This window comes from Gaetbulibacter aquiaggeris, assembly GCF_044003965.1.
Classification (GTDB): Bacteria; Bacteroidota; Bacteroidia; order Flavobacteriales; family Flavobacteriaceae; genus Yeosuana; species Yeosuana aquiaggeris.
Genome location: NZ_JBAWKC010000004.1, coordinates 316,870 through 329,809, shown reverse-complemented (window position 1 = coordinate 329,809; position 12,940 = coordinate 316,870). Strand labels below are relative to the sequence as shown.

Below are 12,940 nucleotides of genomic sequence, written 5' to 3'. Positions count from 1 at the left end.
CTAAAGGGCTCGCAATGACCAATAACGTCACTGCGAGGAGTACAGCGACGTGGCAGTCTGTTTATTTGGAGTTCCGTTTTGTGAGATTGCTTCGCCTCGCTCGCAATGACGGTTCTTTTCATAAGATTGCTTCACCCAAAAGGGCTCGCGATGACGTTTAACGATAGGCAGATTGCCATACTTCGTCTACGCTCAGTATAAACTCAGGCTCTCAATGACAGTTCAATTAATAATCATCGCCCTCGGCGCTATGGGTATAATTGACCACACCATGAGGGTCGTGACAGGTCATAAAACACTTTTTCTGGTCGAGGTCGATCATACGGCCATTTAAAGGGTTGGGCTGTATGACGCTTTGGTCAAAATTAATGCCATAGGCGTTTTCGCTCAAGGTACCGCCTTCATAACCATGGGGATCATGGCAGGCATTACAACCTATGGTTTCCATAAAATGACCTTCACTCATTTGGGTATGGATATTGGTGACACTATTGATTTCGTGACACTCAAAACATAAGGTGAAATTAGCCTGTATGAGTGATGGCCAGCTTTTACCCAATAGCGGGGTTCGTTCGGTATTGTAATTGGCCTTTAAAATTCTGGGGTATATGGAGCCATGGGGTCCTGCGGGTGCGTTTTTTCCATCACTGGCATGACAGGACGAACAATAAATTTTACTGTTACTATTGTAAGGTGCTATTAAACCTCTTGGGTTTGGGTTATTGCCTTCCTGTATAACCGGATGCATAGAAATGTTGTTTGGATCGAAATCCAAACGTGTATTTGCTGAGCCCAAGTAACGTTGGGTATGTTGCGGTGTTACAGGATTATCAGCATGACATTTAAAACAGATCTCATATTCGTTTACAGCGGGATATATTTCCATACCCGACTGGCTAATGCCATTAACACTGGCATTGGCTCCACTTACAAAAGGTGCCTGGGCCAATAATTCATTGGTAGCATGGGCATTGTGACAATCCACGCATTCCACATGCTTGGTTTTGTTCAAATTGGACTCCACAGGATCATGAATACCGGTATAGGCATATACATCATGACGGTAGGGTTTGGTTAAATCTGCCTGTATATTGGTTTTAGCGGTATTCCCATTATGACAATCAAGACAGTTATCCTCTTCGGCTTCCCGTTTGAGTAAGCGTTCTTTACCATTGGCATTGTGGGTATCATGGCAATTAGAACATCCATTTTGTGTTACGGTATTATAAGGCGCATCCATATGTGACCATGGGTTTGGCGCAATGCCATTCCAGCTAACCGTAGCAGTATTATGGCTGCTGTTACCCCAATAATTGGTATCATGGCAGGTAAAACAGAGCTCGGAAAACTCATTGGTATGCTTTAAAAAATTACCTTCCATATCTTTATGAGGATCGTGGCAGGAGGTACATTGCAGTTTGCTGTTACTATCCAGAATATCGCGATCCAAAGTTACCGGGTCTTTAAGTTGCCCATCGGTTGCCGCCAGTGAGGCATCGTATATAAATGAAATAGGATGGTCATCAGACAGATCTGTACCCAGATTACCCCGTTTGGTCATACTATGGGCAAAAGACATGCTGTTCGGGTTTTTATAGGTATTTCCTAGGGCCACGGTCCCGTCATGGCAAGACAGACATAGCATGGAACTACCATCGGGTTGCCCTGGTTTGGCATCGAGTGTAGAGCTGTCGTATAAGGTATATATTCTTCCCGAATTTTTGCGATTCCACAAGGGTGCTTTAGGATTTGCAGAATGTGATGTATGGCAAAATATACACACTCTGGAATCATCCAACGATTTGATATTTCCTTTTCCGGAAGTAGATAAATTATGTCGCGACTGATCTACTCTCCCTTGTGCCAATACTGGGTTTAAAGGAAAAATAACTAAACCAATTATTAAAAGGATCAATCGTTTCATTCAATATAGTTTAAATCAAATATCTGTATTCTTGAATTATAGCTGTCTGCAATATAGATGTGATTATTTTTGTCTATAAAAATACCTGAAGGCATCCAAAACTGATTTATGTCACGCCCTTGGGCACCAAAATTATACAGGTAATTACCCTTGTTGTCAAAAATTTGAACCGTATGAAATAGCGCATCTACCACATAAATGTTACCATAACTATCGGTCGCAATCCCTTTTGGGCTGGCAAAAAAGCCGGTACCGTTGCCATTTTCACCAAACTCAAAAATGAAGTTGCCGTGAGCATCAAAAATCTGAATGCGATAATTTAGCGCATCTACAATGTAGGTATTTCCATCAGAGCCAATGCAAATAGACGTAGGGTAGTTAAACTCCCCTGGTACGCTCCCGCGTTGCCCAAAGGTTTTAATGCGTTTACCCGTAATATCTAAAATAGATATGCGATGAGCGCCTGTTTCTACCACCCAGATCTGGTTGGTACTGTTATTAAAGGCAATACCGGTGGGCTGGGTAAGCTCTAAGTTGCTGTTAAGTTCTGTCACTTGTTTTCTGTCTGCTGAAAAGATAAAAATCTTATTAAGTTTAGAATCCGTGAACAAAATCCGTTGATCCGTTAGAATACAGGCTCCAACCAATGAGGGATAATAGGTTTCATCTTTTCGTAGAAATTTTGGGATTTCCAGATCATTGTCTTCAGAAATAAATATGGTACCATTACCCTGATCGAAAATGATGCAGTCTCCGTGGTCAAAACCAATGACATCAACAGGTTTTTGCAAGGTGGTTACCTCATTTTTACCAAGGAGCAAACGTTTGAACCAGCCTTTGTTGGATTTTTTAAGGTCTTCTTTTAAATGTGGGATTTGATTGACCCAACTTACCGTATTGGTGGCGTAAAAATCAAGGACATCAACATAGGTGGTGTCTTGTGCCTGACTCTTTTGTAATACAAAGAGAAGTAACACTGAAAACAGGATTGTACCATATGTTTTAGACAATAGCTTCATGTAAAAGCGTTATTCCTGAATATGTATTCACTTTGGAACAGATACCAGTAACTAAACAAATTTATAGGAATACTTTAAATAATTCTCTGATAATTGTCATATTCATTGATTTTGAATTATTTTAAATTGCAGTATTAAAGATTTGTAGCTTGTTGTGCTCATAATTTAATTTTAAAAAAAATGTTATTCTAATTTCAAACGAATGAAGGCTTTATATTGTTTTATTATTATGTCTTGTTTTTTTATTAAAAACCATGCTCAAAATAATTTTGTAAAACTTATTGAAAGCCAAAATGTTCCGGTGATTATTGATGGAGAACTGGCTGAACAGGAATGGCTCAATGCTCAGGAAATTTTAATAAAAGGAATAACGGATAGAGAAGTGAGTGTTTTATTAAAATATGATACGGATAACTTATATATAGCCTTTAGAAATTTAACCGATTCGCAAAATATTAATTTTAATGCGGAAGTCTTGATCAATACCAATACTAAAGAGTCTACCTGGGGTGAACATTGTTACTGGTTCCATTCGTCCTATGGTAATTGTTCTGCTATTGGGCAGTATTATTATTGGGACAATTGCACCACAGAACCAACGGGATGGATAGCCAATACCTTTCCTTTTAAAAATGGTAACAACAATATGGAATTTAAGATTAGCTTTTCCAAACTAAACATAACTCCTAAAAAAGGTGAGCAATTAAAAATAGCCTTTAAATTAAGTGATCCTTTGGAACAACAGGTTTACTGGCCAGATGCTGCGTTTATTGGAGATCCATTGACCTGGGGCCTTATTGAGTTTTAATAATTAATCAAAAAGAAGGTGATCTATTGATCACCCTCTTCTTTCCGGTTGGGTAAGAGTAAGATTTTAAATAAAATATCCAACACAGAATTTAGAAACTTGTTCAGCAATAAGTTTATCTGGTTTTGAACATGATATCAGATCTTCGGGGTTGCTCATTAATTTTCGCATAACCTGATTGGTAATATCCTTAATTTCTTCTGCTTCTTTATCGGCTTCAAAATATAAATTAACCTCTTTGGTTATGGCTATTTTATATTGGTGCAATACCTCTCTTAAAGGTGCTTCATGTAACCAGGTGCAATATTCTGATAGCTCATCAGCTATAATTTCACTCACTTGATCAATTGCCAAAAACCGTTTTTCTTTGGCTTCTTTAAGATTTTCAGAGATCGTATCTAGATCATAAAATTTAATATGTTCAAGATGCGCCAATGCTCTGTCAATACTGCCTTGTACAGTTAGATCTATAAGTAGCACTTTTTGTTTGGTAGCAGGTATTGTTTTAATAAGATGCTGGTAATTACTTACCGCACTGATGATCACATCAAAATCACCTAGTTTGTTTTCCAGAACCTTATTCCAGTCATATACTTTACAGTGGTGTTTTATAGATAGGTCTATGGCTTTTTGGGCTGTTCGGTTAGTGATGTATATATTTTTGAAATTGAATTTAGAGTTATACTTAAACAATTGTTGTACAATATCGCCGGCCCCAACAAACAAAATACGTTTGTTTTTTACCGTTGATTTTTCAAAGGCATCTCTTGCAATTTTCAGAGATTTATAGGCTAAAGAGGTGGTACCATCTCTAAACTGCGTTTCATTACTAATACGCTTATGGCATTTAAAAACCGCTTGTATGGCACGTTCCAATAAGGAACCCTGCATATGATGGGCTACTGCAAATTGATGCGCTTTTTTAATTTGATGAATGATCTCTGCATCACCCAGTACAGAAGACTCTAATCCTGCTGATACTTCCAGTAAATGGTTCACAGTGGTTTCGGTATCATCGCTTAAATAGAATAGATTTTTGCCAAAGCTTGATTCTTGATGGCCTTTAAATGTTAATAAAAAGTCTCTAATTGCGCTTGCTGAAGTATTAACAGACTCAAAATAGAGTTCGGTTCTGTTACATGTAGCCAAAACAATGATACCTGAAAGATCATTAAATTCTTTTCGCAGGACGTTTACAAAACCACTTATTTGTTCATTTGAAAACTGGTAATGTGCTCTTTGGGTAACCGTGGCTGTTATATGTGAAATACTTATATAACGTAAGAATTTTTTCATTAAAAATAATTAAAAGGTTTAGTTGTTAATTTATTAAAAATTAAAAATTATGCCTTAAAGTCTCTTTAAATAATTAATAAGTAACCAACGATCTTTTTCTTCTGTAATTTTCGTTTCAAAACTTGGCATATCGTCTCTTCCAAAAATAGTTTTATAGTACAAAGCACCATCAGTTTGTTCTTTAAAAGAAGCTTCGGTGAAGTCACCAGTGGGAGTATCTAAGCCTTCTGCTTTTGGACCATCACCTTTACCTTCACTACCATGACAAGATTTACAATGTTTATTATATAATGTTTTACCAATATTTTCTGCATCTGCGTCAGACGCAAAAGGGTTTTCTAATTTTTGGTATTTAGCTGGTACTTCCCAAGGATCTTGGACGCTATTCTTTAATATAGTCGTTGATAAAAAAACTAAGTTCCCAACGAATATAGCCGATATAATTACAAATAATTTGCTCATTTTATTGTTTAGTTAAAGTTGTTGTTGAAATAGTTAAATTTGCTAAATGTAATATCTATAAACGAAATATTTTATGACAAAAGTCAGGTTTAGTAACAAATGTTACATAGTATTGACATGACGATATTATTTTACTGGAATATTTGCAAATCATATAAATAAAGTCTGACTTAAAAATCTGATATAGTTCCTAATAATTAAGAAGAATTAATTGTTTTGTAATATTTTTTATAAATATTTAAAAAAAACTATATCTGAGGTGGTAATGAAAAATTGACATTTCGCTATTGTTTCACCAAAATATTTTCGAAGCATTAAAACTTAACTATGGCCTATAAAATCTGTTATAGGTTTGAACCCTATGATGCTCCAAAACTCTTATTAACACTGGATATTTTTAGAAGCAGTTGATTGATATCGGCGGTTTGAACTTTTTTAATTTGAAAACTGTATCTATAATTCTTTTTTTTATCATTTGATGGTAAATTTATAAATACAGGTAGAATTGTATTCATCATCAGGGTTTAATATAGTTGAAGGGAAACTTGTTTGATTTGGACTGTCTGGAAAATGTTGTGTTTCTAAACAAAAGGCAGTTCTATATTCATAAGATAAATTTCCTTTCCCAATATTTTTTCCACCTAAAAAGTTACCTCCATAGAACTGCAACCCTGGTTCATCTGTAATGACTTCCATTATTCGACCCGATTTCGGTTCAATTACTTTTGCTGCCACTCTTAATCCTGAACCATCCAAAACATAGTTATGATCGTATCCAGAGCCAAATTTTAATTGTTGGCTATTGGCATCTATATCTTTTCCTATTGGTTTAAGTGCAGTAAAATCAAATGCTGTATTTTTAACTTCTTTATGTTTTCCTGTTGGAATTTGTTCTTCATCTATCGGAGTGTAGTATGCTGCATTAATTTGTAATAAATGATCATTAATACTGCCTTTGCCAGCACCACACAAATTAAAAAATGAATGATTAGTAAGGTTAACATGAGTTGACTTATCAGTAGTTGCTGTATAGTTGATTTCTAACTCATTGGTATCGGTTAGTTTATAAATAACCGTAACATTTAGATTACCTGGATAGCCATCATCACCATCTTTAGAAAGATATTCTAATTTTAATTCTGAATCTGATAATTGATTGGCATTCCAAACTACATTATGAAACCCGTTTTTTCCACCATGTAAATGATTGGCACCATTGTTAACAGTTAAGGTGTAGATACTATCATTAAGGGTAAACCTCCCTTTGGCAATGCGATTGGCATAACGTCCTATCAAGGCACCAAAATACCGTCCTTTTGGTTTTAAATAGGGTTCCAAGGTTTCATAACCTAATACAATATCATCAAAGTTACCATTCTTATCAGGTATCCACAAACTCACTATACGACCACCATAATTGGTGATTTGAGCAGTAAGCCCGCATTTATTTTTTAAAGTAAACAAATTAACCTTTTTGTTTTCAATTACTCTTGAAAAGTTTTGCTTGTCAATTAATTTTAATTCTGGTTGTTTCCTGCTGCAGGAAAAACTTATTACCATTATTATTATAGAAACATATATTTTACTCATCTATTTTATTGGTTCTAACGCCTGCTATGTGGAGTTTCGTTCTGGGTTTTATATTATGTGAATTTATTCACAAATAAATTAAAAGACAAATAGAACATAATCAAATTACAATAACTATTGTTTTGGAACGTTTACGCTCGATGGGCGGCTTAAGCATACTGCCAAAACACACTAAAGCCTTGTCAGAACTACGAAATCAACTTGTTTTAACACGCCTAACATCTACAATATATCAATATCTGATTTAATTATAGTTAGTATAATAATTACATGAAGTTTTACGCTATTTTAGATCAATAAAAAGCAAAAAAATATGCCTAAAAGGAATTTCTTCCTGTTAGACATAATCAAGTTATTAACGGTTGGTTGGTTGATAGCATTACAATATTAGCCATTAAGAGTGAAATTTACAATACTCAATTTGAGTAATTTAATGTAAGAAAAATAAAATAAGATATATCGATAAGCATATAAGCACAAGATATTATAAGTTGTGCTCTAATCAATAGAATTCACCTTTATTTGTAGTGTTATTCACTGTGGTTGGTTAATAGCTATAAAGAGAATTGTTCTGCTTAGGATGATTCTCTTTTTTTTTGCTCTATACTTACAATTCTTAACCTAACGAAAATCATTTAATACCTACAATCATAATTGTATTTTTAAATACTAACTTTAAAATATTTAATATGAATGATGCATCAACATTTGCTTACCCTTGGCACTAATAATTCTTTTTGTAGCATTCTTAACAATCTTTCTTATCTTTCGTTCTGTAGTATTATGGTATTTTAATCTTAATAAGATTGTAGAAAAGCAAAACAAAATAGATATAGTGCTGAAAGATATTTTAAACGAATTGCAGAAAAAACAATAAGAAGTGAAGTAAATATTTCGATAAAGAATAAATTAAATTATGAAAAAGATAGTTATTGTATTTACATTTTTTTTAATTATTGGTTGTGAAAAAACTCCAAATTATGAAGAGTTAGCTATTGAGAAGATAAAGGAGGAGTTAGCAGATCCAAATTCATTTGAGTTAATAAAAATAGATAGGGACACTCTTAAATTATCTGATTTATATCTAACTACAATTCAAAGTAATAGCGATTTGGCAGAAAAGACATTACAGTACTTTGAATCACTAAATAAAAGTAAAGAAATGTACGAGAAATATAATGACTCTTTAGCAGGAGCAAAACTAGCCCAAGCCAAAGTGCATATAAAAAGAGCAGAACAATTTAAAAGTGAAGCAATGAAATTTGATTCAATAAGGAAATCTATTATTGGCACTCCAAAAGACTCTATAGTATCTTTTTATTTTTTTGTCAGAGGATATTCTATGTCAAGAAGTGGTTATAAAACAATAAGTGATTGGCAGGTAACATTCAATAACAATTATGAATTTTTGAGTTTAGTTAGATCAGAATAACTGAATTACTTAAAAAATAATAAAAAGAAGAAAAATACTTTGATAAAGAATAAATATGCCTGTCGCTTTTGTTTTGTGTAGCTTTCGCTCAAGGCTCTGATAGAAGAGCGTAGACAAGTTCAATATACTTATAAGAATTTAGAGGTTCTGTACTAATAATTAACTAACACTCAAATAAACATCTCTTTTCAGGTCAATAGCCTATCAACGTGTTCTATTTGGTGTTTTTATAATTTTCAAAATGATCTCACAAACCTTCCAAAGATAATGCTGTTGTGCTTTCGTTATTTCCTATTTGTCCTTGATGTATGACCTGGTAAGAGTTTTTGTACCTTTAAAATATTTAATATATTAGTGTTAAAGTGCTGATATATTCTATTTTTGTTAGTAGTTGAAACAAAAAAACAAAATAAGACCGATGAAAATTAGATTAATTATTCTAATATTTACCCTCTTTATGAGTTCTTGTATGACGAGCTCTAAATTAAGTAAGCGGCAATTAAAGCATATTGACAAATCTTTAGTTGGTACTTGGGTCGGTTCAGAAATAGGAGTTCAAAATAAAGCTACAAAACGTGAATGGGAAATGATTAGAAATCAAGATGGGACCTATATTATCAATTTCAAGACCCATTATCCTGATTATACCTCTGAAAGAACTGAAGAAGGTCATTGGTGGACAAAACAAGGTTTTTTTTATGAGCACTGCAATGGTTATAAAACAGATATTTACGAATATAACGTTGTAAGTGAAAATGAAATTGAATTTAAATCAATAAAAATTCAAACATATTATGTAGCTGAATCCCATTCATTTACTGATAAAAGCAAAGAGAATTAAAACTATACACAAAACGGCATTATTCCTACATATAAACGTTGTAAAACTTTAAATAACAAATATGGATAAACACGTAAAAATATTAACGAATAGTTCAATTATTATTAATCGAATTGCTTTTCTGTTAGATCAAAAGAATATCGCAACACTTATCAAAGACAACGTTGAATCTGCTAGATTGGCTGGTTTTGGAACCACACAAAATGACGTGGAATTATATGTGTACAATTCTGACTATGAAAGTGCTCAAAAGATGATAGAGGAATTTAATAAAGAAAATGCCTTTTAGATATTACAAATAATGTTTTTACAAAAATGTATATAATCATGCAACTTACAGGTACTAGGAATTTCAGAATTTTAGACAGTAAAATGGGTAAATGTTGCAACTGCTAGTAAACTAACTGTTGTGCCTCATTTTGATTAATCAATAGTTTCACAATAAAATTAATTTTAAAATTAGACAAAAAATGAAAAGTATTATCACAGCAATGGTTTTTACAGTAATTTTAATTTCTTGTAATTCATCAGACAAAACTAAAAACACAATACAGGAATCCTCCATAACAGAAACTGCAAAAGACAGTTCATCAAATGATGTCAAGAAACAATTAAAGGCTATTGATACTGATGAAGCTTTAATTGCAACAGCATTAATGGCTGCTCCTGCAGAAAGCAGATCGAGATGTAAAGTTATTGGATATAATATGGCTGGTGAATTTGTGACGCTGAGAGAAGGGGATAATCAATTTATTGTTCTGGCAGACAATCCTAATCAGGATGGATTTAATGCAGCATGTTATCATAAAGACCTTGAACCCTTTATGGCAAGAGGAAGAGCCTTGAGAGAAGAAGGAAAGACTGGACAGGAAATTTTTGCTATCCGTGAAGCTGAAATGAAATCGGGTCAAATTAAAATAACTCCTGGATCAACTTTGCACATTTACTACGGTGCACAAACGGTGTATGACCCGGAATCCTCAAAAGTAGAGGGTGCTCAACTGCGCTATGTGGTATATTTGCCATGGGCGACATCAGAATCTACTGGTTTACCAAATACCCCGATGGCTCCAAACCATCCTTGGATTATGAATCCTGGAACACATAGGGCGCATATAATGATTTCACCTTTACCAGAAGAAATAGAGTAACCTAAATGAGAAACTAAAATAAATAATATAGCAGATAGAAAAGATCAAAAACAGAAATTACAACAAACTTAAAAATGTAAGTATCTGAAATTTAGTAATCAATTTAATTTCTGTAGAATATTTAAAAAGTTTCACCAGCATTGAGGTAAAAAGCTTTTGAATGTTTGCCCCATGCCTGATTTAATATGAGATTAGTTTTGGTGCTTTTATCAATTAATATTCTTAAACCTATACCAAAAGCTGGCTGTATAGCATTAAAAAGTTTTACTTGTCTATCCTTATCACTAGCAGTTGTAAAATTGGCGAATACGGTACCGCTGATTAGTTGATTGCAGGTAATGGGAAAACGATATTCAGTCTCCATATAAACTAAATCTTGTCCTCTAAATAAACCTTGAGTATAACCTCTGCCGCCTCGGCTTGTTTTGTCCCATCCAATAGATGGCAAATTAAGATAGGGTAAATTACCATGAGTCAAAAACTGTCCATAAGTCCAAAAGGCCAGAACATGTTGTAGGTTTTTTTCACTTAAAGGAATATAATATTTAAATTCTGTAAACAGTACAGAACTGGAGGCTTGATTTTTTCCAAAAGCAGGATTTATTCTGTAATTTATATTACCGTACCAACCGTTATTCGCATTCACTTGATTGTCTCTTGAATCAAAAACAGTATTAAGACTTAGACCATTAACGTAATATTCAAAAGTGTTAAATCCATAATGATTACTATATTCATAATGTGCTGTAAATAGGTTGTTAGTGACATCTAGTTGCTTGTCAAAAATATCTGTATATCCATCTAAATGAATACCAGCACCAATATAAAAGTCACTTACCACATTAAATGAAACAGTTTGATGAAACTTAAAATAATTATAGTTCATTGGTTCTGCCAAGGATTCTAAAACAAAATCACTATCCTCTTTAAATGAAGGAATGATGTCTGTACCTAATCCATAATTATTTTGTGAAAAAATATAATACCTCCAGTCACCACTTAAGTATATTTTGTTGTGATTAAGTAGCAAATTATTTTTAATATTTACAAGTAATTGTTCGTTAGTTGTATAGGTCGCACCAACATTAAATGATGAGTATTTATCTTTAGCATTTTTACCTTTGAATGTATATTGTGCTACGCCACCATATAAAAACCCGGTAGCTGGAGAGGACCCTATGATTGGAATCACTAAAAAAAAACTTGTTTTGTTTATTTGAGATTTTATGGTGAGTAAGGAATCTTTCTTTTTAAATAGGTCTGGCAGTGATTTTACTTCACAAGTTTCAATAGAATCTTTAGGCGTCTGAGAAAAAAGGCTAATAGATATTAACAGTAAAAAGAGTAACGCAGGAGGATTCCAGTTAAAAGAAAATATGCAAGAGTATTTATTCTTCATGAATAATTATAATTAATTCTATCACAAAAAGCATTAGAATCAAAACTCATTAATTGGTGTTCAATTGTTCAAATATAAAATAGTATCAACAGGCAATTAATTTTTTATTTCGCAATAAATATTATTTAACCTTAGACATCAAAGATATCAAAAACATTAGTTTTTACGATAATTGGGCATGCTTTGTTTTGTAACTATAATCTATTAAAACAATAAGGGTTGATATTTAAAATCCAATTGGATATAACACAGGCATTTTCTTTAGATTTGGTATTTGCAATATTGCTAATATGGAGACAAATAAATGCTCTATTTCATATTAAAATTTTCAATTATTAATAAGTAGAAGTCTGCGAAATATTTTATTTTTACATAGGTTCTAGAGGAGAGCAATATTACTAACTTCTGTATTTTTAAAATCATGATTAAAAATATTATTTTATTTGGTTTTACCTTATGTTTAACCATTAGTAGCTATGCCCAGGAGGCAAATAAAGAGGAAGTTGAAGAAGTGAAACAACATAAATTAGCTTTAGTTTTTGGATATACACATATTCCGGCGGCATTTATAGATGGTCATTCAAGGGAATCAGTTTACGCTCCAACAATTGGTCTTGATTATTTTTATCAATTCACTAAAAAATGGGGAATTGGAGCGGTAATAGATTTAGAATTCGCAAATTATACAGTAGATTTTAATACAGAAGAGTTAGAGAGAGAAAGACCTGTAATTACAGGGGTTTTAGTGGGTTATGAATTAGCACCCCGTTGGGTCTTCTTATTGGGTCCTGGTGTAGAATTTGAAAAAAACAAAAATATTTTTATTGTTAGAGCGAGCACTGAATACGAGCTTGAATTAGGTAATGACTGGGGTCTTTTTCCTGCTGTTAATTATGACTTTAAGAAGGAATACAGTACTTGGTCTATTAATTTAGGGGTTAGTAAAATGTTGTAAATATTAATAGAACTGAATTTTATTTTACTAATTATTTTTATTTTAGGGTTAATCAAATCGTTA

General features: G+C 33.0%; 12 protein-coding genes. 6 read left to right on the top strand and 6 right to left on the bottom strand.

Annotation, left to right across the window (positions count from 1 at the left end):
* Positions 1 to 226: 226 nt before the first annotated feature.
* Both V8G56_RS13285 and V8G56_RS13280 read right to left on the bottom strand, forming a co-directional pair.
* Positions 227 to 1,924: a cytochrome c3 family protein gene (locus V8G56_RS13285; protein WP_395438940.1), complete on the bottom strand. Its 1,698-nt coding sequence runs from the start codon at positions 1,922 to 1,924 to the stop codon at positions 227 to 229.
* The gene (locus tag V8G56_RS13280; protein WP_395438939.1) at positions 1,921 to 2,943 is read right to left on the bottom strand and encodes a 6-bladed beta-propeller; all 1,023 of its coding nucleotides are present in this window, start codon (positions 2,941 to 2,943) and stop codon (positions 1,921 to 1,923) included. The genes V8G56_RS13285 and V8G56_RS13280 overlap by 4 nt, the downstream gene beginning before the upstream one ends.
* Positions 2,944 to 3,145: 202 nt before the next feature.
* Here V8G56_RS13280 and V8G56_RS13275 point away from each other — a divergent pair, with 202 nt between their 5' ends.
* Entirely contained in the window at positions 3,146 to 3,751 is a 606-nt protein-coding gene (locus V8G56_RS13275; RefSeq protein ID WP_395438938.1) for a DOMON domain-containing protein, read from the top strand.
* 66 nt (positions 3,752 to 3,817) lie between these two features.
* Here the strand turns inward: V8G56_RS13275 and V8G56_RS13270 are convergent, their stop codons facing one another.
* From V8G56_RS13270 to V8G56_RS13260, 3 genes are all read right to left on the bottom strand, one after another.
* Entirely contained in the window at positions 3,818 to 5,047 is a 1,230-nt protein-coding gene (locus V8G56_RS13270; RefSeq protein ID WP_395438937.1) for a glutamyl-tRNA reductase, read from the bottom strand.
* A 54-nt stretch (positions 5,048 to 5,101) separates the two neighbouring features.
* Positions 5,102 to 5,509, bottom strand: a complete 408-nt coding sequence (locus tag V8G56_RS13265) for a c-type cytochrome (protein ID WP_395438936.1) — start codon at positions 5,507 to 5,509, stop codon at positions 5,102 to 5,104.
* A 471-nt stretch (positions 5,510 to 5,980) separates the two neighbouring features.
* On the bottom strand, positions 5,981 to 7,099 hold the full coding sequence (locus V8G56_RS13260; RefSeq protein WP_395438935.1) for an aldose epimerase family protein: 1,119 nt from the start codon (positions 7,097 to 7,099) through the stop codon (positions 5,981 to 5,983).
* Positions 7,100 to 8,015: 916 nt separating this feature from the next.
* Here V8G56_RS13260 and V8G56_RS13255 point away from each other — a divergent pair.
* From V8G56_RS13255 to V8G56_RS13240, 4 genes are all read left to right on the top strand, one after another.
* Positions 8,016 to 8,531 carry a hypothetical protein gene (locus V8G56_RS13255; protein ID WP_395438934.1) on the top strand — a complete coding sequence of 172 codons (516 nt, stop codon included), beginning with the start codon at positions 8,016 to 8,018 and terminating at the stop codon, positions 8,529 to 8,531.
* A gap of 418 nt (positions 8,532 to 8,949) precedes the next feature.
* Positions 8,950 to 9,372, top strand: a complete 423-nt coding sequence (locus V8G56_RS13250; RefSeq protein WP_395438933.1) for a hypothetical protein — start codon at positions 8,950 to 8,952, stop codon at positions 9,370 to 9,372.
* Positions 9,373 to 9,433: 61 nt separating this feature from the next.
* A complete protein-coding gene (locus V8G56_RS13245; protein ID WP_395438932.1) occupies positions 9,434 to 9,661 on the top strand; it encodes a putative signal transducing protein in 228 nt (75 codons plus the stop codon).
* Between the two features lie 181 nt (positions 9,662 to 9,842).
* Positions 9,843 to 10,523 carry a hypothetical protein gene (locus V8G56_RS13240; RefSeq protein ID WP_395438931.1) on the top strand — a complete coding sequence of 227 codons (681 nt, stop codon included), beginning with the start codon at positions 9,843 to 9,845 and terminating at the stop codon, positions 10,521 to 10,523.
* 121 nt (positions 10,524 to 10,644) lie between these two features.
* On the opposite strand, the gene V8G56_RS13235 is transcribed toward V8G56_RS13240, so the two are convergent.
* Positions 10,645 to 11,922 (bottom strand): BamA/TamA family outer membrane protein, encoded by a 1,278-nt coding sequence (locus V8G56_RS13235; RefSeq protein WP_395438930.1) that lies wholly within the window; start codon positions 11,920 to 11,922, stop codon positions 10,645 to 10,647.
* Between the two features lie 421 nt (positions 11,923 to 12,343).
* On the opposite strand from V8G56_RS13235, the gene V8G56_RS13230 reads away from it, so the two are divergent.
* Positions 12,344 to 12,877, top strand: coding sequence for a hypothetical protein (locus tag V8G56_RS13230; RefSeq protein ID WP_395438929.1), 534 nt, complete (start codon positions 12,344 to 12,346; stop codon positions 12,875 to 12,877).
* Positions 12,878 to 12,940: the final 63 nt, after the last annotated feature.